18 protein-coding genes are annotated in these 22326 nt (G+C 69.8%); 6 read left to right on the forward strand and 12 right to left on the reverse strand.

Translation table 11 applies throughout. The features are described from left to right. Positions 1-6 precede the first annotated feature (6 nt). The 5 genes from ASH02_RS18185 to eno form a co-directional block, all read right to left on the reverse strand. The gene (locus ASH02_RS18185; RefSeq protein ID WP_057295215.1) at positions 7-441 is read right to left on the reverse strand and encodes a type II toxin-antitoxin system VapC family toxin; all 435 of its coding nucleotides are present in this window, start codon (positions 439-441) and stop codon (positions 7-9) included. Then, positions 438-674, reverse strand: coding sequence for a type II toxin-antitoxin system VapB family antitoxin (locus tag ASH02_RS18190; RefSeq protein ID WP_056686033.1), 237 nt, complete (start codon positions 672-674; stop codon positions 438-440). Before ASH02_RS18190 ends, ASH02_RS18185 begins: the two co-directional genes overlap by 4 nt. A 211-nt stretch (positions 675-885) precedes the next feature. After that, positions 886-1407: a DUF501 domain-containing protein gene (locus ASH02_RS18195; RefSeq protein ID WP_057295216.1), complete on the reverse strand. Its 522-nt coding sequence runs from the start codon at positions 1405-1407 to the stop codon at positions 886-888. Continuing rightward, entirely contained in the window at positions 1404-1982 is a 579-nt protein-coding gene (locus ASH02_RS18200; RefSeq protein ID WP_057295217.1) for an FtsB family cell division protein, read from the reverse strand. Before ASH02_RS18200 ends, ASH02_RS18195 begins: the two co-directional genes overlap by 4 nt. 7 nt (positions 1983-1989) lie before the next feature. Next, positions 1990-3270, reverse strand: a complete 1281-nt coding sequence (gene eno, locus ASH02_RS18205; protein WP_056686024.1) for a phosphopyruvate hydratase — start codon at positions 3268-3270, stop codon at positions 1990-1992. A gap of 209 nt (positions 3271-3479) precedes the next feature. On the opposite strand from eno, the gene ASH02_RS18210 reads away from it, so the two are divergent. From ASH02_RS18210 to ASH02_RS18235, 6 genes are all read left to right on the forward strand, one after another. Next, the gene (locus ASH02_RS18210; RefSeq protein ID WP_057295218.1) at positions 3480-5789 is read left to right on the forward strand and encodes an esterase-like activity of phytase family protein; all 2310 of its coding nucleotides are present in this window, start codon (positions 3480-3482) and stop codon (positions 5787-5789) included. A 232-nt stretch (positions 5790-6021) separates the two neighbouring features. Further along, a complete protein-coding gene (locus tag ASH02_RS18215) occupies positions 6022-6945 on the forward strand; it encodes a MetQ/NlpA family ABC transporter substrate-binding protein (RefSeq protein WP_057295219.1) in 924 nt (307 codons plus the stop codon). Positions 6946-6947: 2 nt separating this feature from the next. Next, positions 6948-7970 (forward strand): methionine ABC transporter ATP-binding protein, encoded by a 1023-nt coding sequence (locus ASH02_RS18220; protein WP_057295220.1) that lies wholly within the window; start codon positions 6948-6950, stop codon positions 7968-7970. Further along, positions 7970-8629, forward strand: coding sequence for a methionine ABC transporter permease (locus tag ASH02_RS18225; protein ID WP_056686012.1), 660 nt, complete (start codon positions 7970-7972; stop codon positions 8627-8629). Before ASH02_RS18220 ends, ASH02_RS18225 begins: the two co-directional genes overlap by 1 nt. Before the next feature lie 176 nt (positions 8630-8805). Further along, positions 8806-9840: a FlgD immunoglobulin-like domain containing protein gene (locus ASH02_RS18230; RefSeq protein WP_235539077.1), complete on the forward strand. Its 1035-nt coding sequence runs from the start codon at positions 8806-8808 to the stop codon at positions 9838-9840. A 232-nt stretch (positions 9841-10072) separates the two neighbouring features. Further along, on the forward strand, positions 10073-11350 hold the full coding sequence (locus ASH02_RS18235) for a hypothetical protein (RefSeq protein WP_056686006.1): 1278 nt from the start codon (positions 10073-10075) through the stop codon (positions 11348-11350). Between the two features lie 77 nt (positions 11351-11427). Here ASH02_RS18235 and ASH02_RS18240 read toward each other — a convergent pair whose 3' ends face one another. From ASH02_RS18240 to lon, 7 genes are all read right to left on the reverse strand, one after another. Next, on the reverse strand, positions 11428-11895 hold the full coding sequence (locus tag ASH02_RS18240; RefSeq protein WP_156409799.1) for a hypothetical protein: 468 nt from the start codon (positions 11893-11895) through the stop codon (positions 11428-11430). A 236-nt stretch (positions 11896-12131) separates the two neighbouring features. Beyond that, complete coding sequence (locus tag ASH02_RS18245; RefSeq protein ID WP_056685999.1) at positions 12132-13493, reverse strand: TrpB-like pyridoxal phosphate-dependent enzyme; 1362 nt, start codon at positions 13491-13493, stop codon at positions 12132-12134. Between the two features lie 74 nt (positions 13494-13567). Continuing rightward, a complete protein-coding gene (locus tag ASH02_RS18250) occupies positions 13568-14230 on the reverse strand; it encodes a MazG family protein (protein WP_057295223.1) in 663 nt (220 codons plus the stop codon). Between the two features lie 13 nt (positions 14231-14243). Beyond that, entirely contained in the window at positions 14244-14945 is a 702-nt protein-coding gene (locus ASH02_RS18255; RefSeq protein ID WP_156409800.1) for a hypothetical protein, read from the reverse strand. A gap of 67 nt (positions 14946-15012) precedes the next feature. After that, a complete protein-coding gene (gene mfd, locus ASH02_RS18260; RefSeq protein ID WP_056685990.1) occupies positions 15013-18666 on the reverse strand; it encodes a transcription-repair coupling factor in 3654 nt (1217 codons plus the stop codon). Between the two features lie 61 nt (positions 18667-18727). Further along, positions 18728-19885 carry a low temperature requirement protein A gene (locus tag ASH02_RS18265; RefSeq protein ID WP_056685987.1) on the reverse strand — a complete coding sequence of 386 codons (1158 nt, stop codon included), beginning with the start codon at positions 19883-19885 and terminating at the stop codon, positions 18728-18730. Positions 19886-19956: 71 nt separating this feature from the next. Then, positions 19957-22293: an endopeptidase La gene (lon, locus tag ASH02_RS18270; protein ID WP_056685983.1), complete on the reverse strand. Its 2337-nt coding sequence runs from the start codon at positions 22291-22293 to the stop codon at positions 19957-19959. Positions 22294-22326 lie beyond the last annotated feature (33 nt).

Consider the following 22326-nt stretch of genomic DNA (forward strand, 5'->3'; position numbering starts at 1 on the left):
GGCGGGTCAGGTCACGAGCGGATTGACCACGTTCAGCGCCGGGAACCACGAGAAGTCCCGGTCCGCGCTCAACAGGGTCTCGACACCGTGGCCCAGGCAGATGGCAGCGATGCACGCATCGTGCACCTTGGGGCCGACGACCGAGGTGTTGCCCAAGAGATCGGCGAGGATGGTGGCGTGGTCGCGCGACTCGGAGATCAGGTGAAGGTTGGGCAGATCCACCAACTGCCGGACAGCTGCCAAGGCGACGTCGGGCGCTGTGGCGGGCCGATAGATGCGCGGATGCGTGACGACTGCCAGGAACTCATGGACGCACGGCCAGGGAATCGCCCAAGCGGCCCGGCCCGTCGCGAGTCCGTGGAGGGCCGCAGCCGCCGGAGCGTGATGGGGGCTGTCCTCTCGGTGCGCGTAGACCAGGACGTTCGTGTCGACCGCGATCATGCGGGCAGGTCGTAGGACCGGGCGATCGCGTCAGCGGGTGTGATGCCAGCAAGCAGCCCTTCGCCCTTGACGGTCGGAAAGACGAAGTCAACACGCGGGCCGCTCTCGCTGCGGCGCTGCAGCTCGGCTCGCAGCCCGGCAACGATCAACTCGCGCAACGTGGTCCGCTGAGTGCGGGAGAGCGCCTTGGCCTCCGCCGCAAGCTCATCGGGAATCTCGATCGTCGTCTTCATACTGCTCACCATACCAGTGGACCCATACTCCCGTACTTCCGTGCGATCCGGTTCACTCCGTCAGACCGCTCGTTGGCGTTGAGTGCACGATTTGTGTCGCGGTCGGGCCGACTCTCGACAGAAATCGTGCACTCAACGCAGTAATCAGGTGGGCGCGTTGCGCACGCGGCGCGCGGCGGGCGCCAGTACGACGAGTCAGCGCGACGCAGGATCAGTCGGAGGCCGAGGTCGAGGAGGCCGAGACGCAGGGGCCCGACTTCCACCAGTCGCCCAGGACCTCCAGCACCTCGTCGCCGAGCGGGTTCACGCCCGGGCCCTGGGCCAGCGACTGGCCGGCCAGCACGTGGAGGCACTTGACCCGGTTGGGCATGCCGCCGGCGGAGATGCCGGCGATCTCGGGGACCTGCTGACCGGTCGACTCGGCGATCGCCTCACGCGCGGCGAGGTAGGCCTCGTGCGCGGCGGCGTACTGCTCGGCGAGAGCGGGGTCCTCGGAGAGACGCTGCTGCATCTCCTTCATCAGCCCGGAGGCCTCGAGGGTGCCGATGCGCGACGCGGCGCGCGGGCAGGTGAGGTAGTACGTCGTGGGGAACGGCGTGCCGTTGTCGAGGCGCGGCTCGGTGGTCACGACGTCGGGGTTGCCGCACGGGCAACGGTGGCCGATCTCGTGGATCGAGCGGGGTTCGCGGCCGAGCTGGGCGGCGATCGCGTCGACGTCAGCGGGTTCGATCATTTCGGCGGGGCGATCTTGTTCACCGGGGTGTCGGGCTTGTCCTTGTTGGGGAATCCGGCGGCCTCGACCGAGCCCCAGGCGGTGTCCCACCAGGCCGGCGGCTCTTCCTCGGGCAGGTCACTGGCGTCGGTGAGCTGGTCCTTGGAGTCGAGCGGGTCGCCGTTCTCGTCGAGCACCATGTAGCCGGTCTCGCCGGGCATGATGTAGTTCAGCCGCTCCCGGGCCTGGGCCTTCACGTAGGCCTCGTCGTCCCAGCGGCGCTTCTCGCGCTCGAGCTTGCCGATGTCTTGTGTCGTCTCGTCGATCTGCGCGTGCAGGTCGGAGATGTGGCTCTGCTGCTCGAGGTAGGCCCGCATCGACGAGGCGAACGACACCGTCAGCACCGCGAGCACGAGCACCAGCACGGTGCCGCGACCGGTCAGCTTCGGGCGGACCGGCGTACGGCGCGCGGCCGGACGGCGTGGCGACGTACCGGGCGTGGCGACCGCACCGGGGCGCGGCCGCGACCCCCGGGGGCTCGTGGGCCTCCGGGGGCCTCGGGGACCGCTGCCCCGGTTCGGTCGACGCTCAGCCATGGGCCAGTCAGCTCCGGACGTAGCGCGGGAACGCGGCGGCACCGGCGTAGCGGGCCGCCTCGCCGAGCTCTTCCTCGATGCGCAGGAGCTGGTTGTACTTCGCGACTCGCTCGGAACGCGCCGGGGCACCGGTCTTGATCTGGCCGCAGTTGGTGGCCACGGCGAGGTCGGCGATCGTGGTGTCCTCGGTCTCGCCGGAGCGGTGGCTCATCATGCAGCGGAAGCCGCTGCGGTGCGCGAGGTCGACGGAGTCGAGGGTCTCGGTGAGCGAGCCGATCTGGTTCACCTTGACCAGCAGGGCGTTGGCCTGGCCCCCGTCGATGCCGCGCTGCAGCCGCTCGACGTTGGTGACGAACAGGTCGTCGCCGACCAGCTGGGTCTTGGCGCCGAGCTCGTCGGTGATGGTCTTCCAGCCCTCCCAGTCGTCCTCGTCGAGGGGGTCCTCGATCGAGACGATGGGGTACGCCGCCACGAGCTCGGCGTAGTAGGCGGTCATCTCGGCGGCCGTCTTCGAGGCACCCTCGAACGTGTAGGTGCCGTCGGTGCAGAACTCGCTCGCCGCGACGTCGAGCGCCAGGGCGATGTCCTTGCCGAGCGTGAAGCCGGCCTTCTCGACCGCGGTGGCGATCAGGTCGAGCGCGGCCCGGTTGCTGTCGAGGTTGGGCGCGAAGCCGCCCTCGTCGCCGAGGCCGGTGGCCAGGCCCTTCTCCTTCAGCACGGACTTGAGGGCGTGGTAGACCTCGGTGCCCTGGCGGAGCGCCTCGCGGAAGGTGCTCGCACCGATCGGCGCGATCATGAACTCCTGGATGTCGACGTTGGAGTCGGCGTGGGAGCCACCGTTGAGGATGTTCATCATCGGCACCGGCAGCAGGTGGGCGTTGGGGCCGCCGACGTACCGGTAGAGCGGCAGCGCGGCCGAGTCGGCGGCGGCACGGGCCACGGCCAGCGAGACGCCGAGGATCGCGTTGGCGCCGATGTTGGCCTTGTTGGGGGTGCCGTCGAGGTCGAGCATCGTCTGGTCGACCAGGCGCTGGTCGTCGGCCTCGAGGCCCTCGATGGCGGGAGCGATCTGGTCGAGGACGGCCTTGACCGCCTTTTCGACGCCCTTGCCGGCGTAGCGGTCGCCGCCGTCGCGCAGCTCGACCGCCTCGAAGGCGCCGGTGGAGGCACCGGAGGGCACCGCCGCCCGGGAGAACGTGCCGTCGTCGAGCTGGACCTCGACCTCAACCGTGGGGTTGCCGCGCGAATCAAGGATCTCGCGGGCGCCGACTGCAGCAATGGAAGCCACTTGGGAATGCTCCTGGGGGTCGATGGATCGAGCGGCCCCAGCCTAACCGGGACGACTCCGGCATTCCGGCAGCACCCGCGCGTGTGGGACGGGTGTGCAACGGTCACCGCAGCACTGTCGGTGGTTCACCTGACGGCTACCTGCACGCCAGACGACCCCACGAGCATGCCCACGTCTCGTCTCGGGACCGTCCCTCGAAAGGCACACTCATGCTCGTACGCCGTGGACTGGCGCTCGCCGCCGTCGCCGCGTTGCCGTTCTCGCTCCTGTCGCTCGTCGACACGACCGCCTCCGCCGTACCGCCCGACGAGACCTCCTTCCACCGCCTCGCGACGTACCCGGTCTTCCAGAACGTGCCGGACGGCGTGGACCCCGCCGACCCGACGGTCGCGGAGATCTCGTCGGTCAGCGCGGACGGCAACACCCTGGCCTACACCGACGCGCTCGGCGGCCGGATCGGGTTCCTCGACATCGCCGACCCGTCGGCGCCGAAGGGCCTCGGCAGCCACGACGTGTCGGGGAGCAGCAAGGGCGGGCAGCCGACGTCGGTCGCGGTGACCGACTCCAGTGCCGGCGAGGTCGCGCTCGTCGTGGTCGACGAGAGCACCTACCCCGGTCTCGAGGACACCCCGTGGGAGGACGAGGACCCGGCGCCCGGCGTCCGCGAAGGACGCCTCGACGTGGTGGGCCTGGCGGCGCCGCACGACGCGATCGCCTCGATCGACCTGGGCGGCCAGCCCGACTCGATCGCCATCTCCCCCGACGGCAGGTACGCCGCGATCGCGATGGAGAACCAGCGCAACGAGGCGGTCACCCCCGAGGGCGGCGACGAGGGCGACCTGCCCCAGCTCCCGAGCGGGTTCGTCCAGATCATCGACCTCTCGAACCCCGACCCCACCACGTGGGAGCCCCGTCGCGTCGACCTGCCCGCCGAAGCCCTGGCCGGGCTCGACACCCCCGAGGACGCCGAGCCGGAGTACGTCGACATCAACGACGACAACAAGCTGGCGTTGACCCTGCAGGAGAACAACGGCGTCGTGGTGATCGACCTCGCCACCGCCACGATCGACCACGCCTTCAGCGCCGGGAACGCGCGGGTCGAGGGCGTCGACACCACCAAGAACGGCCTCTTCGACCCGACCGGCTCGATCGACGCACCGCGCGAGCCCGACGCGATCCAGTGGGTCGGCGACGGCCTGGTCGCCACCGCCAACGAGGGCGACTGGTTGGGTGGCACCCGCGGCTGGACGGTCTTCGACACGGCGACCGGCGACGTGGTCTGGGACGCCGGCAACACCTTCGAGCAGATCGCCACACGACTCGGCCTGCACAACAACGACCGGGCCGCGAAGAAGGGCGCCGAGCCCGAGGGCCTGGCGTTCGAGACCATCGGCGGTACGCCGTACGCGTTCGTCGGCTCGGAGCGCAGCAACTTCGTCGCGGTCTACGACATGACCGACCCGACCGCGCCGGTCTACACGCAGGCGCTCGCCACCACCAACGGACCCGAGGGCCTGCTGCCGATCCCGTCGCGTGACCTGCTGGTGGTCTCCTCCGAGGAGGACGACGCGGAGGCCGGGGTGCGGGCGTCTGTCGGGATCTTCAAGCTCGAGGACGGCGCCCCGGCGTTCCCCTCGGTGGTGTCCGGCGACGTCGACGGGCAGCCGATCGGTTGGGGCGCCCTCGGCGCGCTGAGCGAGGACCCGGCCGACGCCGACAAGCTGTGGGCGGCCAGCGACTCGGCGTACGCCACCGGCCGGATCTACCACCTCGACGTGAGCGCGAGCCCGGCCCGGATCGAGAGCGTCCTCGAGGTCACCGATGCCGACGGCGCCCGGGCCAAGGTCGACATCGAGGGCATCAGTGCCCGCCGGGGCGGCGGCTTCTGGGTCGCCTCCGAGGGTGCGACCGGGCCGCAGAACAAGGTGCTCCGCCTCGACCGCACCGGTCGTGTCGTCCAGACCCTGGCACTGCCGGCGACGGTCGCCGACGGCCTCGGCAAGTGGGGCCTCGAGGGCGTCTCGGCGGTCCGGAACGGCGTGAACGAGTACGTCTACGTCGCGCTGCAGCGGGCGGTCGCCGGTGAGTCGTTCGCCCGGATCGGTCGGTACGACGTGCGCGCCGGTCGCTGGACCTGGTTCGGCTACACGCTCGAGAAGACCGACGTCGAGGGTGACTGGGTCGGCCTGTCCGAGATCACCGCGATCGACGCCGACACCGTCGCGGTCATCGAACGCGACAAGCTCAACGGTCCGCGCGCCGCGTTGAAGGCGGTCTACACGGTCGACCTGCCGATGTCGCACAAGGTCGCCGTACGACCGGTGAGGAAGCGGCTCGCGGTCGACGTACTGCCCGCGATGCAGGCGCTGAACGGCTGGACCCAGGAGAAGCTCGAGGGTCTCGGCATCACCGGGGACGGCCGGGTCTTCGCAGTCACCGACAACGACGGGCTCAAGGACGCCACCGGCGAGACGCAGCTGCTCGAGCTCGGCTCCGCGAAGTCCCTCTTCCGCCGCTGAGCCTCGACACTCCCTGACGTTCCGGTCCTCCTTGGGGCCGAAACGTCAGGGACTATCGCAATTCTGGGGCCGAAACGTCAGGGACTATCCCGTTGAAAGATCAACCGTGAGGGAACGCACACCCCGAAATCGTGAGATCGGGGAATGTCGAGCGAGCGAGTGGACTTAAGGTCACGTCACCACTCATGCACCTCCGCCCCACCACCCCCGGGACGGACCGGAAAGGACGACGATGTCGACGCCCGACGTACCTCTGATCGAGGCCCCCAAGAAGAACCCGCTGTTCCTGATCCTGGGCGGCCTCGTCGCCCTCGCGCTGATCGCCGGTCTCGTGTACGCCGTGTTCCTGCGCGGCGACGAGAACGAGAAGGTGACCATCGGCGTCGTCGACTCCAGCGAGGCCTACTGGCAGACGTACGTCGACGAGGCGAAGAAGGAAGGCATCGACGTCGAGCTGGTCAACTTCACCGAGTACACCCAGCCCAACCCGGCGCTGACCAACAAGGACATCGACCTCAACGTCTTCCAGCACATCGTCTACCTGGCTGACTACAACGTCGCCAACGACCAGGACCTGACGCCGATCGGCTCGACCGCGATCTACCCGCTGGCGCTCTACTCCAAGAAGTACGACGACGTCGCCGACATCGAGGACGGCGAGACCGTGGCCGTGCCGAACGACCCGAGCAACCAGGCCCGCGGCCTGCTCGTGCTGCAGTCGGCCGGCCTGATCACGCTGAAGTCGGGTGGCTCGATCTTCTCCGACCTCTCCGACGTCGACGAGGCCAGCTCGAAGGTGAAGGTCAAGGCACTGAGCGCCGAGCTGACCGTCACCTCGCTGGAGGACCTGGCCGCCGCGATCGTCAACAACGACTTCGTCGCGGACGCCGGCCTCAAGCCCGAGGACGCCATCGCCCAGGACGACCCGTCCGACCCGAACGCCGTGCCCTACGTCAACGTGTTCGTGGCCCGCGCGGGCGACGCCGACGACGCGACGTACAAGAAGCTCGTGAAGATCTTCCAGGACAGCGACGCCGTGCAGAAGGAGCTCATCGAGGCCTCCGCCGGCACCGGAGTCTCGGTGAAGACCCCGGTCAAGGACCTGGCGTCGTCGCTCGAGAAGGTCGAAGCCGACACCGAGGCACAGAAGAAGTAGTCGTGGCCCTCATCGAGATCCGCGCCGCGTCCCGGGAGTTCCCGGGGCGCGGCCGCGGCAGTACGCCGGTGCTTGCGCTGGACCGGGTCGACCTCGACGTGCAGGAGTCGGAGATCCTCGGGATCGTCGGCTACTCCGGGGCCGGCAAGTCGACGCTGCTGCGGTTGATCAACGCCCTCGACCAGCCGACGTCCGGCACGGTCACGGTCGACGGCTCGGTGGTGAGCACGCTCAAGGAGCGCCAGCTGCTGCCGGTGCGGGCCGAGATCGGGATGATCTTCCAGCAGTTCAACCTGCTCTCCAGCCGCACCGTGTGGGGCAACATCGCCTACCCGCTGCAGGTTGCCAAGGTGCCGAAGGCCGAGCACCAGGGGCGCATCTCGGAGCTGTTGCACTTCGTCGGCCTGGCCGACAAGGCGCACGCCTACCCGAACGAGCTCTCGGGCGGCCAGAAGCAGCGGGTCGGCATCGCCCGCGCACTGGCCACGAACCCGAAGATCCTGCTGGCCGACGAGCCGACCAGCGCACTCGACCCGCAGACCACCGACGAGGTGCTCGCCCTGCTGCGCCGAGTCAACGAGGAGCTCGGCATCACGATCGTGCTGATCACCCACGAGATGGAGGTCGTGCGCACCCTGGCCCACACCGTCGCGGTGATGGAGGAAGGGCGCATCGTCGAGCAGGGTCCCGTCTTCGACCTGTTCGCCAACCCGCAGCACGAGGCGACGAAGCGGTTCGTCAGCACGCTGGTCGAGCAGGGCCCGCCCGAGCACGCGCGGGCCCGGTTACGTGAGCGACACGAGGGCCGGTTCATCACCCTCTCGCTGCGCGACGACTCGGTGACGCCGTCCGACGTGTTCGCCCAGCTCATCGACCGTGGTGTGCGCTTCGAGCTGATCCACGGCGGCATCGAGGACGTCAACGGCCGCACCTTCGGGCACCTCACGCTCTCGCTGACCGGCGACCGGGTCGACGAGGCCGTGACCGCGGTCTCCGCCATGGTCGAGACGACGGAGGTGCCGTGATGGAGCGGCTCAGCGAACTGCAGGACCTGTTCTGGGCGGCCACCGGCGAGACCCTCTACATCGTCTTCGCGGTGCTCGTGCTCGGCGGACTCGGCGGGCTCCTCCTCGGCATCCTGCTCTACGTGACCCGCGGTGGCGGCATCAAGCCCAACGCCCCGGTCTCGTTGGTCGCCAACATCGTCGTCAACGTCTTCCGGCCGATCCCGTTCATCATCTTCATCGCCGCGGCCCAACCACTGGCCCGCGCGGTGACCGGCACCGGCATCGGCAACAAGCCGGTGATCTTCGTGATGGCGATCGCGGCCACGTTCGGCATCAGCCGGATCGTCGAGCAGAACCTGCTCACCGTCGACCCCGGCGTGATCGAGGCGGCCCGCGCGATGGGCGCCAGCCGCACCCGCATCGTCTTCACGGTGCTGCTGCCCGAGGCCCTGGGCCCGCTGATCCTCGGCTACACGTTCGCCCTGGTGGCCCTGGTCGACATGTCGGCCGTGGCCGGCGTGGTCGGCGGTGGCGGACTCGGCAACTTCGCGATCGTCTACGGCTACCGCCAGTTCGACGAGGTCGTCACATGGGCCGCCGTACTCATGATCATCCTGATCGTGCAGCTCGCGCAGTTCCTCGGCAACACCCTGGCCCGCAAGGTCATGCGCCGCTGATCCGGGGGTGCCCGGCCCGGACCGCCACGTCATCGGATTCGGGTATCTCCACGCGGTACGACGCGCACCGCGCACCCGCCGTCATACGTTCGAGTTCCGAGACATGACTGGGGGCCGCACGGCCGTGCGACCTCGAGGGTCCATCAGGGACCGGGGGGACCATGCGGCGCACGCTCGTGAAACTGGCTGCAGGCCTGGCCGCCGTACCGCTCGCCCTGCTGGCCCCGGCCGGTCCGGTGACTGCCGACGAGACCCCGACAGCGGCTGGCCCCGACCAGATCGTGACGCCGGCCGACGACTCGATGATCCCCGCCGGCCCGGTGAGCTGGAGCGTCACGGCCGGAGACGTCGGCTACTTCGAGGTGACCCTCACGTGCAACGACGACCCGGTGAGCGAGTCCTCCTTCCGCAGCGACGCTCCGGGGAGCCTGCACACCGGAACGTTCCCCAGCGTGGCCGGGGGCTACTGCAACCTCGGCGTCTACAACTCGGGCACGGCAGTGACGACGTGGTCCTACTTCAACGTGTCTCCCCCGATGCCCACGGTCGTCGACCTGACGGCCGGACCCAGCACGTTCTACCCGCGGGTGCGTGACGGCTACCAGGACCACGTGGCCCTGACCTTCCAGAGCCGCCTCGACTCCGCCATCACGGTGAGGATCCGGGAGGACTCGACGGGCCGGACAGTCCGGACCCTCCAGTCCCCCGAGGACATCTGGTCACTGCACTACGGCCGGCGAACCCTCACGTGGGACGGGCTCACCGCCGGCGGCGCGATGCTCCCGGTCGGGCGCTACACCGCGTTCGTCACCTCGACGCTGGACGGCCACTCGAGCACGGAGCACGTCCCGGTCTGGATCGCGACCGGCCACCGCAACGTCAGCGTCACCCGGGTGAAGGACGGGCGGCGCGGCGCCAGCAACACGACGCGGGGCAACTGCCGCACCCGGGATGCCCATCCCGGCAACCGCCTGGAGTGCCGCGGCGGCACCTACGCCCAGGCGATCTACACCTTCACCGTCCCGAGCCACGCCCGCAACATCGCCTGGGCCGTCCGTGGCTCCAGCCTGTGCTGCGGCAGCGGCCGACTCGTCCGCGCCGGCACCCGGGTCGCGCCGACTCGCTTCCGCATCCGGGTCCGGGTGACCGATCACAGGTCGTACGTCGTCCGCCGGGCCCTGATCCGCTACACGGTGCGCCGCCAGATCTGAGCGCTTGTAGTCGGATCGAACCATGGCCCCATGGTCCGAAATGCACACCGAGGGACCCAAGTAGGCCATGTTCATCCGTTCCCCCACGGTGCAAGGGTGTCTGGCCCTACGCTCGGGTGCGTCCGCGGTCTTCTGCCCCGGACCGGGGGCCCGCGCGGTCTGGTGAGCCACGACGACGGACACAAACCGGCACGCGCATGTCCTCCAAGCCACGCCTCGGACAGGAACATGCATGCGTCTCGCAATCTCGGCACTCACGGCAGCTGTGCTGGCCGTTCCACTCAGCGCTCTCGTCGCCACCGGACCTGCGACGGCCGATGACTCGTCGCTGACCAACGACTCGGCACAGGTCGAGACGTCGGTCTCGGGCGACCCGGAGCCATCCGACTCGCCGGCCGAGTCGTCGTCGGAGGTGCCGGCAGACGAGACCGAGACCCCCTCGGAACCCGTCGCGCCAGCCGGGCCGGCGGATGACGACGCGGCCACACCCCAGCCAGAATCCACTGAGGGCGCGAAGACGACCCCGGGGATCACGGCGTCTGAGGCACCGTCCGCAGCGGCAGCGTACGCCGACAGGATCCTGGCGCCGGCGAACGGCGCCAACGTCCCTGCCGGCAATGTGAGCTACACGTTCGTTGCCGGCGACGCGGCCTCCTACTACGTGGAGCTGACCTGCGACGACACCTACGACTACGTGTCCCACTCCAGTTCGTACGCCGGTCAGCAGTTCAGCGGATCCCTGGGCCCGGCGAACGCGGGTGAGGACTGTCGTCTGGAGGTCTACAACTACGACACGGGCATGTCGACGTACAGCGACTTCACCGTCGCCCTGCCCGCACCCGAGGTCCGCAACCTGAGCGCCAGCCGGAGCACGTTCTATCCCAGGGTTCGCGACGGGTACCTCGACAAGACGGGCTTCACCTTCGGGAGCCGACTTGACTCGGCCATCACCGTGAGCATCCGCCGGAACGCGACGGGTCGAGTCGTGCGAACCCTCAAGTCATCGGCCAATTCCTGGGCCGACTACTACGGGCGACGCACGCTCGCGTGGAACGGCCTGAACGCTGCGGGCAGCAAGGTACCCGTCGGTCGCTACACCGCCATCGTCAAGTCCACGTTGGGCGGCCGATCGGCGACTGCCCACGTCGTCGTCCAGGTCGCGACGGGATACAAGACCTTCACGATCTCCAAGGTCAAGGACGGGTGGTACGACTCCCGGGACCAGACCCGCGGAAACTGCTACACCCGCGACTACGACCCGGGCAACCACCTCGACTGCTGGGGTGGCGCCTACGCCCAGGCCAGCTACAACTTCGCCATCCCGGCGAACGCCCGAAACATCCGCTGGGCAGTCGGCGGCTACAGCCTGTGCTGTGACAGCGGCCGCCTCATTCGCACCGGGACCCGAGTGTCCCCGACTCGCTTCATGGTCCGCGTGAAGGTGACCTACTGGCGCTCGTTCGTGGTCGAAAGGGTGCGTCTCCGCTACACGGCGCGCCGCCAGATCTGAGCCCAGCCTCTCGATACTCCCCAACGTCTGGCTCCTCCTCACGTCCGATCGAGGCGCCAGACGTTGGGGAGAATCTGTCAGGTGGAGGCGGAGGCGGCGGACTGGGCGGCGCGGGCGCGCATCAGGAACGCGATCCACAGCAGGAACACCGCGTCGGCCGCAGGCACGTCGTCAGGCACGTCGACCCACGGCTTGTTGCCCCAAAAGCTGCCCTTGCCGCTGGACCCGATCGCGGTGCCGTCACGGAACACGTCGTACGCACTGATGAACATGCCGGCCGGCTTGATCTCGTACGCCGTGCTGCCGGACGTGACCTGCCAGCCCTGGCGCCAGAAACTGGGCCGGGTGGCGCTGAGGCGCAGGGCCGGATCGGACTCGCAGATGCCCGTGCGGGCACCGCCGTCCTTGCCGAACGACCACGGGCGGCCCTCGATGACCACGCTCGCCCGCTCCGACCAGAACGACTTGTCGAGCTCGGCGATCGTCGTGCCGTCCGCGCGCGAGACGGACATCAGGCCCATGCTCTTCTCGAGCTGATATCTCATGACGAAGCGTCTTCCCCGTCCCGGACCCTGAGAAACCAAGGTCAACGGGACGCTTCCGAACGCACCACTCAAGCCCTCGGTCGACTTCGCTCAGTCGGCTCGACCACCGAGATGGCGTTCCGCGGTAGCCCAGGGCTCATGGCGAGGCTCATGCCGACGCTGGGCTACCGCTGGAGCCGCGCCCGACGTCCGACGTGTCTTCGAGACGGCGAGACGACGTACGGCGTCGGCGGCGCTCAGACTCCGGCAACCTCGGGTACGCCGGCGAGCGCGGCGGTGAGGTCGGCCTCGGAGAGCGGGTCGTCCTCGAGATGCCCCGCGAGGAACGAGTCGTAGGCGCCGAGCTCGAGCAGCCCGTGGCCGGACAGCAGGATCACGATCACCTTCTCCTGGCCCGACTCCTTGGCCTCCAGCGCCTCGCGGCGGGCCTGGGCCAGGGCATGGGCGGACTCGGGTGCCGGCACGATGCCCTCGGTGCGGGCGAACTCGACAGCGGCCTCGAAGCACTCGCTCTGGTGCAGCGCGGTGGCCTCGATCAGGCCCTCGTGCACGGCGTGGCTGACCAGCGGCGCCATGCCGTGGTAGCGGAGGCCCCCGGCGTGGATCGTGGACGGCACGAAGTCGTGGCCGAGGGTGTACATCTTCATCAGCGGGGTGAGGCCGGCGGTGTCGCCGAAGTCGTAGCGGTACTCACCACGGGTCAACGTCGGGCACGAGGTGGGCTCGACGGCCAGGATCCGCGGGCTCTGGTTGCCGGCCAGCTTCTCGCGCAGGAACGGGAACGCCAGCCCGGCGAAGTTGGAACCACCTCCGGCGCAGCCGACGACGAGGTCGGCACCGGACTCGCCGGCCTTGGCCAGCTGGAGCAGGGTCTCCTCGCCGCTGATCGTCTGGTGCAGGAGCACGTGGTTGAGCACCGACCCGAGGGCGTACTTCGCGTTCGGGTCCTGGCCGGCCAGCTCGACGGCCTCGGAGATCGCGATGCCGAGCGAGCCGGGGTGGCCCTCCGGGAACGCCTTGCCCGACTCGGTCATCCGGCTGGGTGAGCGGTGCACCTTGCCGCCGAAGACCTCGATCAGCGTGCGGCGCTGCGGCTTCGTGTCGTACGACGCCCCGACCTGCCAGACCTCGCAGGTCATGTCGAAGAGGGAGCAGGCGTAGGACAGGGCGGTGCCCCACTGCCCGGCACCGGTCTCGGTGGTGAGCCGGTTGATTCCGTTGATCTTGTTGTAGTAGGCCTGCGGCACGGCCGTGTTGACCTTGTGCGAACCGGCCGGCGAGACGCCTTCGTACTTGTAGTAGATCCGCGCCGGCGTGCCGAGCTTCCGCTCCAGCGACCGGGCCCTGAACAGCGGCGAGGGTCGGTACTGCGCGTAGACCTCGCGCACCGCCTCCGGGATCTCGATGAACCGTTCGGCACTGACCTCCTGGGCGATCAGCTCCGGCGGGAAGAGCGGCGCGAGGTCGTCGGGACCGACCGGCTGGTGGGTGCCGGGGTGCAGTGGCGGCGGAGGAGGCGTGGGCAGGTCGGCGACGATGTTGTACCAGTGCGTCGGCATCTCCGACTCGTCCAGCAGGTACTTGCGCGGCTCAGTCATCACGGCTCCTCCGGGTTGGTTGGCGCCAACCTACCGCCGGATCGGAGCCCGCTCAGGCGAACGGACTCAGAGGTTCACGTCCCGGCAGTGCGGCGTACGGCGTCACGCAGCGCCTGCTCGGGATCGACGCCGTCGCGGCGGGCCTCGTCGACGAGGGCCAGGAGGCGGTCACCGAGGTCGGCGTCGGCATCGGAGACGTCGACCAGGGCCGGCACGGTGCGTCCCTCGCGAGCCAGCCGGTCGAGCACCTTGTCGGCCAGCAGCAGCGCCGGCAGCGTCGGGGGCAGACCGTCGAAGACCGAGGTGCGTTGCTTCTCGTCGGCCTTGATCGCCTGCCAGATCTCGTTGATCTCGGCGGGATCGTCGGAGGAGGCGGCGTCACCGAAGACGTGCGGGTTGCGGCGCACCATCTTGGCGATCAGGTCGGCGGCGACGTCGTCGATCGTGAAGGCGCCGGTCTCGGCCGCGATCTCGGCGTGGAACCAGACCTGCAGGAGCAGGTCGCCCAACTCCTCACGCAGGTGCGCCAGGTCGCCGAGCTCGATCGCCTCGAGGGTCTCGTGCGTCTCCTCGAGGAGGAAGCGGGCCAACGACCGGTGCGTCTGCCCGGCCTTCCAGGCGCACTCGGTGCGCATCCGGGTCATCACCGCGGTCAGCTCGACCAGCCGCTCCCCCGGCACCGTGTCCGGGAACGAGTCCGACGCCGCGTCCGACGCCGCGTCCGACGAACCTGTCATGAGAGGGCCTCGCTCAGCCGCACTTCTGGGAGTCCGGCAACGACGCGAGGTAGGCCTTGCCCTCGGACTTGCCGTTGGCGAACTTCAACGCCTCGGCGGTGAGGTCACTGACCGCGACGGAGAGCTGCCCGGAGTCGCCCGTGAAGCGTGGGTCCGTGGTGATCTCGAGCTCCTGGCCCCAGGCCTGGACGACGGAACGGCCCCGATCGAGGGCCTTCTGGCCGGCGGGCAGGCCGGTGTCCATGCCGGCGGCCAGGTAGATCACGCTCGCGGTGGGCTTGAGGCTCAGGTCGACGTACTCGTCGATGGACTCCTCGCTCGCCGGCGGAGCACCCGCGTCCTTGGGATTCAGCGCGTCCTCGGCCTGCTTGCGCAGCACCGGCAGCAGGGTCGCCTTCGCCTCGGAGAGGTCGAGGTCGTGCGCCTCGGCGTACTGCTCCGCCACCTGCTCGGTGGCGAGGTCCTCGATCGCGGCGGACCGGGCCAGCGCCATCGGCACCTCGAGCTTCTGGGCGTGCAGGCTCTCGAGGTTGAAGTCGCAGAACTCCCTGGCGCGCGCGTCGACCTGGTCGATCGAGATCTCGTGGTCGCCGACCACGGCGGCCGCACCGGGGTGCACGTCGGGGCCGAGGTCGGACCCGCATCCGGAGAGCGCCAGCATCGACACTGTGCCCATCGAAATTGCGCTCAGGGCTACGGCGAGGCGGATCCTCACGGTCGGACTCCTTCGAGGTTTGCTGATCTTGCGTCCACCCACATTCAAGCAGGCGGCGTGACGCCGCTCACGCCCCGGGTTGTACGGCGACCGCCGGCGGGTCGATCACACCGTCGATCACCTGGCGTGCCCACGCGAGCAGGTCCTCGTCACGGATGTGGCCACCGGGCACGGTCGGCCGCGGCACGAGCACGGTCTTGCTGGTCGTCTTCACCAGCGACTTCGGGTAGACCCGTTGCAGCTTCAGGGTGCGCGACTCGGGCAGCTCGACGGGTGCGAAGCGCACGTTCTTGCCGGCCAGGGTCACCTCGCTGATGCCGGCCTGCCGGGCCCGCGCGCGGAACCGGGCTACCTCGAGCAGCGAGGCCACCGACTTCGGCGGGTTGCCGTAGCGGTCGAGCATCTCCTCGCGGAGCAGCTCGACGTCGGCGTCGGAGCGCACCTCGGCCAGCCGCTTGTACATCTCCAGGCGCAACCGCTCGGAGGGGATGTAGTCGTGGGGCAGGTGGGCGTCGATCGGCAGCTCGATGCGCACCTCGGCCAGCTCGGGCTCCTTGTCACCGCGGAACTCGGTGACCGCCTCGCCGACGAGTCGCACGTAGAGGTCGAACCCGACGTCGGCGATGTGTCCGGACTGTTCGCCGCCGAGCAGGTTGCCGGCGCCGCGGATCTCGAGGTCCTTCATCGCGATCGCCATGCCGCCGCCGAGGTCGGAGTGCTGGGCCAGCGTGGCCAGCCGCTCGTGGGCGGTCTCGGTCAGCGGCTTCTCGCTCGGGTAGAGGAAGTAGGCGTAGGCGCGCTCACGGGAACGCCCGACGCGGCCACGCAGCTGGTGCAGCTGCGAGAGGCCGAGGGTGTCGGAGCGCTCGATGATCATCGTGTTCGCGTTGGACACGTCGAGGCCCGACTCGACGAGCGTCGTACAGACCAGCACGTCGAAGCGCTTCTCCCAGAAGTCGAGCATCACCTGCTCGAGCTGGCGCTCGTTCATCTGGCCGTGCGCCGTGGCGACACGGGCCTCGGGCACGAGCTCCTTGATCTTCTGCGCGGCCTTCTCGATCGACTGCACCCGGTTGTGGATGTAGAAGACCTGGCCCTCGCGCAACAGCTCACGGCGGATCGCGGCGGTCACCTGGCGGTCCTCGTAGCCGCCGACGTAGGTCAGCACGGGGTGCCGCTCCTCCGGCGGGGTGGCGATCGTCGACATCTCGCGGATGCCGGTGATCGTCATCTCGAGCGTGCGCGGGATCGGGGTGGCGGACATGGAGAGCACGTCGACGCTGGTGCGCAGCGTCTTCATCTTCTCCTTGTGCTCGACGCCGAAGCGCTGCTCCTCGTCGACGACGATCAGGCCGAGGTCCTTGAACCTGACCTCGGCGTTGAAGAGCCGGTGGGTGCCGATGACGATGTCGACGGTGCCGTCGGACAGGCCCTCCATGACCTCCTTGGCCTCCTTGTCGCTCTGGAACCGCGACAGGGCGCGCAGGTTGACCGGGAAGCCGCTCATCCGCTCGGCGAACGTCGAGAAGTGCTGGGTCACCAGCAGCGTGGTCGGCACGAGGACGGCGACCTGCTTGCCGTCCTGCACCGCCTTGAACGCGGCACGGACGGCGATCTCGGTCTTGCCGTAGCCGACGTCGCCGCAGACCAGGCGGTCCATCGGCACCTGCTGCATCATGTCGCTCTTGACCTCGTCGACCGTGCTCAGCTGGTCGGCGGTCTCCTGGAACGGGAAGGCGTCCTCGAGCTCACGCTGCCACGGGGTGTCGGGTCCGAACGCGTGGCCCTTGGTGGCCTGGCGTGCGGCGTACAGCTTGATCAGCTCGGAGGCGATCTCGCGCACCGCCTTGCGGGCCTTGCCCTTGCGCTTGGCCCAGTCGGCGCCGCCGAGCCGGTCGAGGCTGGGCGCCTCGCCGCCGACGTAGCGGGTGACCTGGTCGAGGGTGTCGGCCGGCACGTAGAGGCGGTCGGGGGCCGCGCCACGCTTGGCCGCGCCGTACTCGAGCACGAGGTACTCGCGGGTCGCGCCCTGCACCTCGCGCTGCTTCATCTCGACGTAGCGGCCGACGCCGTGCTGCTCGTGCACCACGTAGTCGCCGGGCTTCAGCTCGAGCGGGTCGATCTGCTTCTTGCGTCGCGCGGGCAGCTTGCGCATGTCGCGGGTGCTGGACTTCTGCCCGGAGATGTCCTCACCGGTGAGGACGGCGAAGTGCTCGCCGACCATGCCCGCGATCAGCTGTGCCTGCAGCACGTTGACCACGCCGTCGACGTCTTTCGGTGGTCGAGTAGGGCGCTCTGCGCCCGTATCGAGGTCTTTCGGTGGTCGAGTAGGGCGCTCTGCGCCCGTATCCAGGTCTTTCGGTGGTCGAGTAGGGCGCTCTGCGCCCGTATCGAGACCGGGCGACTCGACCAGCCGGGCGGCGACCTCGTTCTCGCCCAGCACCTCGACGGTGCGCTCGGCCGGGCCGTGGCCCTCGCGGACCACGAAGACCTGCCTGCCGGCATCGAGCCAGCCCTTGATGTCCTGCACGGCCTGGGCGACGTCGCCGCGGTAGGCCTCGGCCGGGTTCAGCGCGATCACCCGGGTGGCGGGTACGTCGGGGTCGAGCGGTGAGCCCGGGCCGTCCAGGCCATCCTCGTCAAGTCCGAACGGGCTCACCGACCACCACGACAGGCCGCTGGCGATCGCGTGCTCGCGCACGTCGCCGAGCTCCTTGTAGGACGCGGCGCCGAGGTCGATCGGCGCCACACCGCCACTGGCGGCGGCGGCCCACGAGGCCCCGAGGAACTCCTCGCTCGTGGCGACCAGGTCGTGGGCCCGCGAGCGCACCCGCTCGGGGTCGAGCACCAGCACGTTGGTGGCCGCCGGCATCAGGTCGACCAGCAGCTCCATCTCGTCGACCAGCACGGGAGTCAGCGACTCCATGCCCTCGACCGCGATGCCGTGGGCGATCTTGTCGGTCAGCTCGAGCAGCTGCGGGTGGGCGGCACCGAGCTCGGCCGCGCGTCGGCGTACGTCGTCGGTCATCAGCAGCTCGCGACACGGCGGCGCCCAGAGCCGCTCGACGGTGTCGAGGGTGCGCTGGTCGGCGACCGCGAAGCTGCGGATCTCCTCGACGTCGTCGCCCCAGAACTCCACGCGCAGGGGGTGCTCCTCGGTCGGCGGGAAGACGTCGACGATGCCACCTCGGACGGCGTACTCGCCGCGCCTCTCGACCAGGTCGACACGGGAGTACGCCGCGTCGCTGAGCCGGCGGGCCACGTCGTCGAGGTCGACGGTGTCGCCCTTGACCAGCTCGACCGGGGCGAGGTCGCCGAGGCCCTTGACCTGGGGCTGCAGCACGCTGCGCACCGGTGCCACGATGACCTTGAGCTCGCCCTCCTCTGGGTGCACGATGCGACGCAGCACCGCCAGGCGCCGGCCGACCGTGTCACTGCGCGGGCTGAGCCGCTCGTGGGGAAGGGTCTCCCAGCTCGGGAAGTAGGCGACCAGGCTCGGCTCGATCAGGTCGGAGAGCGTGTCGACGAGGTCCTCGGCCTCGCGCTGGGTGGCGGTCACGACCAGCACGGTGCGGCCCTCGCGGACCAGCCCGGCCACGACGAACGGGCGTACGCCGGCCGGCCCGGTCAGGTCGAGCGCGTTGACGGTGCCGACGTCGGCCAGCGCCCCGGCCAGGGTCTTGTCGGCCAGCACGACATCGGCGAGCCCTTGCAGGCGCATTGCGTTCCTCCACACGACGACAGCCCCCGGTCAGGAATGACAGGGGGTGAACGTGGCCATCCTACGGGGCCCAGGCGACAGGTTTCTGTGGGCGGAGCTCGAGGACCAGCAGGGCGCAGCACAGCACACCCGCCCACAGCTCGGACCAAGGAACGAACGTGACCGCGACCAGGCCGACGATCACCAGGACCAGCGGCCCCCACGTGCGCACCGACGAGTCGTGCAGCCGCAGGTGGACCGCCCACAGGGCCATCAGGAACACCGCCGCCGGTCCGGTGACGAACGCCGAGCTGACCACGTCGCTGATCTCGGAGTGGTGGGAGTAGAAGTCGATCCGCGCCGCAAGACCGGCTCCGAGGGCAGCACCCGAGGCGAAGATGAAGTAGTGGCCGAAGCCCCACGCGAAGGGGTTCACGTCGTTGTCGCCGGAGAGCACGTCGCCGGTGTCGCGCGAGAAGTAGAGCCACCAGGTGCTGAAGACCACCAGGAGTCCCCCGACGACCACCAGGCCGGCCCGCCAGCCGATCGTCTCGTCGTCGATGGCGACCTGGATCGCCACCGTCGTCGACAGCACCGTCTCGCCGAGCACGATGATGAACATCAGCGAGTAGCGCTCGGCGATGTGGTGCGGGTGCCAGGGCGTCGGCCCGGACTGCTCGGCCCAGAACGGCACGGCCAGGTCGGCCAGGGCGAGCACCAGGAAGGCCGGCACGAGCAGGTCGTGCGGAACCCACAGGAACGCCACCCAGCCGAGCTGTACGGCGACCAGGCCCAGCACGTAGCGGCGGCAGGTGGCCCGACCTCCCGTGTGGCCCTTCGCGGCACGCAGCCACATTGAGACGAGGCCTATCCGCATGATCACGTAGCCGACGACGATGAGGGTGAAGTCCTCCTCGAAGAGCCGGGGCACACCGGCGGCGACCACCAGCGAGCCCGAGATCTGCAGCAGCGTCAGCACCCGGTTGAGCGGGTCGTCGCTGTCGAAGGCGGAGTTGAACCAGGCGAAGTTCAGCCACGCCCACCAGATCGCGAAGAAGGCGATGCCGAAGAACAGCACCCCGTGGGCCACGTGGTCCTCGCTGATCGCGTGGTGCAGCTGCAGCGCCGCCTGCGCGATCGCGACGACGTAACAGAGATCGGTGAAGAGCTCGAGCGGCGTCGCCGCCCGATGCTCTTCCTGGGGATCACGGGGGCGCAGGGCGAGTCGCGGCGAGACCATGGCGCAGAGTTTTCCACGTTCCCGGCCGGAATCGGGCGCGCCCGCGTGGTGATGCGGACGCGCCCGCCCGATCAGGCCGCGACGACCTGCTCGGCCTCGGGCACCAGGGCCCGCTCGAGGATCTCGGTGACCCGACCGACCGGGGTCACGGTCAGCGCCGCCAGGATCTCGGCCGGTACGTCGTCGAGGTCGGCGCGGTTGCGCTCCGGGATGAACACCTCGGTGACCCCCGCCCGTTGCGCCGCGAGCAGCTTCTGCTTCACCCCGCCGATCGGCAGCACCCGACCCGAGAGCGTGACCTCGCCGGTCATCGCGATGTCGGAGCGCACCGCCCGGCCCCTGAGCAGCGACACCAGTGCGGTCACCATCGTGACCCCCGCGGACGGTCCGTCCTTCGGTGTCGCCCCCGCCGGGAAGTGCACGTGCAGGGACTGCTCGAAGGCGCTCGCCGGGATGCCGAGCTCGGCCGCGTGCGAGCGCACCCAGGACAGGGCGATGTGGGCCGACTCCTTCATCACGTCGCCGAGCTGCCCGGTGACCGTGAGCCCGGCCTCCCCGTCTGCGGCCGACGTCTCGACGTAGAGGACGTCGCCGCCCATGCCGGTGACGGCCAGGCCGGTCGCGACCCCGGGCACCGACGTGCGCTCCTCGAGGTCCGGCGTGAACCGGGGCCGCCCCAGAAGGGCGGTCAGCTGCTCCACACCGATGTCGAGGCGCTCGACCTCGCCCGACGCGATCCGGGCGGTGGCCTTGCGGAACGCCTTGGCCAGCAGCCGCTCGACCTGCCGTACGCCGGCCTCGCGGGTGTAGTTGGCCGCGATCTCCCGCAGCGCCTCGTCGTCGATGGTGACCTCGTCGATGCCCAGCCCGGCCCGCTCGAGCTGCCGCGGGACGAGGAAGTCGCGGGCGATGGCGACCTTGTCCTCCTCGGTGTAGCCGTCGATCGAGACCAGCTCCATCCGGTCCAGCAGCGCGGCCGGGATCTGGCCGACCTCGTTGGCGGTCGCGATGAACAGCACGTCGGAGAGGTCCAGGTCCAGCTCGAGGTAGTGGTCGCGGAACGTGTGGTTCTGCGCGGGGTCCAGCACCTCCAGCAATGCCGCAGCCGGGTCACCCCTGTAGTCGGAGCCCACCTTGTCGACCTCGTCGAGCAGCACGACCGGGTTCATCGAGCCGGCCTCCTTGACGGCGCGCACGATGCGGCCGGGCAGGGCGCCGACGTACGTCCGCCGGTGGCCGCGGATCTCGGCCTCGTCGCGGACCCCGCCGAGTGCGACGCGGACGAACTTGCGGCCCAGGGTGCGCGCCACCGACTCGCCGAGCGACGTCTTGCCGACCCCGGGAGGGCCGGCGAGCAGGATCACCGCACCGGAGCCCCGGCCTCCCACGACGTCGAGACCACGCTCGGCGCGACGTGCGCGCACCGCGAGGTACTCGGTGATCCGGTCCTTGACCTCGTCGAGCCCGTGGTGGTCGGCGTCGAGCACCGCCCGGGCGGCGGCGACGTCGGTGTCGTCCTCGGTCCGCACCGACCAGGGCAGGTCGAGCACGGTGTCCAGCCAGGTCCGGATCCAGCCGGCCTCCGGGTTCTGGTCGCTGGCGCGCTCGAGCTTGTCGACCTCGCGCAGCAGCGCCTCCCGCACCGCCTCGGGCACGTCGGCCGCGTCGATCCGGGCCCGGTAGTCGTCGCCTCCGTCGGCGTCGCCCTCACCGAGCTCCTTGCGGATCGCGCTCAGCTGCTGGCGCAGCAGGAACTCGCGCTGCGACTTCTCCAGGGACTCGCGGACGTCGGACTCGATCTTGTCGCTGACCTCCGACTCCGCCACGAAGTCCCGCATCCAGCCGACCAGCAGTCGCAGCCGCTCGCCGACGAGCGGCGTCTCCAGGAGCTGCCACTTGCGGTCGTCGGAGAGGTACGGCGCGTAGCCGGCGGTGTCGGCGAGCACCGACGGGTCCTCGATGCGGGTCACCTGGTCGGCGACCTGCCACGCCTCGCGTCGCTGCAGCAGGCCTACCACGAGCTGGCGGTACTCCTCGGCGAGCGCGCGGACGTCGTCGTCCACGGCCTCGGCGTCGACCTGCTCGACCTCGACCCACAGGGCCGCACCCGGGCCGGTCACCCCGCTGCCGATGCGGGCCCGCCCGCCGGCCTTGAGCACGGCCGCGGGCTCGCCGCCCGAGAACCGTCCGACCTTCTCGACACTGGCCACCACACCGTACGACGCGTAGCGGTCCTCGAGGCGTGGTGCGACGAGGACCTGCGCGGGCCCACCGCTCTCGCGGGAGGCGATCTGTGCGGCGTCGATGGCGGCACGGGCGGGCTCGTCGAGCTCGACCCGCACCACCATCCCGGGGAGCACCACGACGTCGGAGAGGAACAGCACCGGAAGCTGAATGGGGTTCGTCATGCCGGTACAAGGCGTTCCCGGTCGGTGGTGTTC

This window comes from Nocardioides sp. Soil796 (assembly GCF_001429525.1).
Lineage (GTDB): Bacteria > Actinomycetota > Actinomycetes > Propionibacteriales > Nocardioidaceae > Nocardioides.

Coding starts and splice junctions, on each gene's coding strand:
- lon (WP_056685983.1), bottom strand. CDS start 22,293: ATGACGAACCCCATTCAGCTTCCGGTGCTGTTCCTCTCCGACGTCGTG.
- ASH02_RS18195 (WP_057295216.1), bottom strand. CDS start 1,407: ATGATCGAACCCGCTGACGTCGACGCGATCGCCGCCCAGCTCGGCCGC.
- ASH02_RS18245 (WP_056685999.1), bottom strand. CDS start 13,493: ATGACTGAGCCGCGCAAGTACCTGCTGGACGAGTCGGAGATGCCGACG.
- ASH02_RS18265 (WP_056685987.1), bottom strand. CDS start 19,885: ATGGTCTCGCCGCGACTCGCCCTGCGCCCCCGTGATCCCCAGGAAGAG.
- mfd (WP_056685990.1), bottom strand. CDS start 18,666: ATGCGCCTGCAAGGGCTCGCCGATGTCGTGCTGGCCGACAAGACCCTG.
- ASH02_RS18235 (WP_056686006.1), top strand. CDS start 10,073: ATGCGTCTCGCAATCTCGGCACTCACGGCAGCTGTGCTGGCCGTTCCA.
- ASH02_RS18210 (WP_057295218.1), top strand. CDS start 3,480: ATGCTCGTACGCCGTGGACTGGCGCTCGCCGCCGTCGCCGCGTTGCCG.
- ASH02_RS18190 (WP_056686033.1), bottom strand. CDS start 674: ATGAAGACGACGATCGAGATTCCCGATGAGCTTGCGGCGGAGGCCAAG.
- ASH02_RS18250 (WP_057295223.1), bottom strand. CDS start 14,230: ATGACAGGTTCGTCGGACGCGGCGTCGGACGCGGCGTCGGACTCGTTC.
- ASH02_RS18240 (WP_156409799.1), bottom strand. CDS start 11,895: ATGAGATATCAGCTCGAGAAGAGCATGGGCCTGATGTCCGTCTCGCGC.
- ASH02_RS18215 (WP_057295219.1), top strand. CDS start 6,022: ATGTCGACGCCCGACGTACCTCTGATCGAGGCCCCCAAGAAGAACCCG.
- ASH02_RS18200 (WP_057295217.1), bottom strand. CDS start 1,982: ATGGCTGAGCGTCGACCGAACCGGGGCAGCGGTCCCCGAGGCCCCCGG.
- ASH02_RS18185 (WP_057295215.1), bottom strand. CDS start 441: ATGATCGCGGTCGACACGAACGTCCTGGTCTACGCGCACCGAGAGGAC.
- ASH02_RS18225 (WP_056686012.1), top strand. CDS start 7,970: ATGGAGCGGCTCAGCGAACTGCAGGACCTGTTCTGGGCGGCCACCGGC.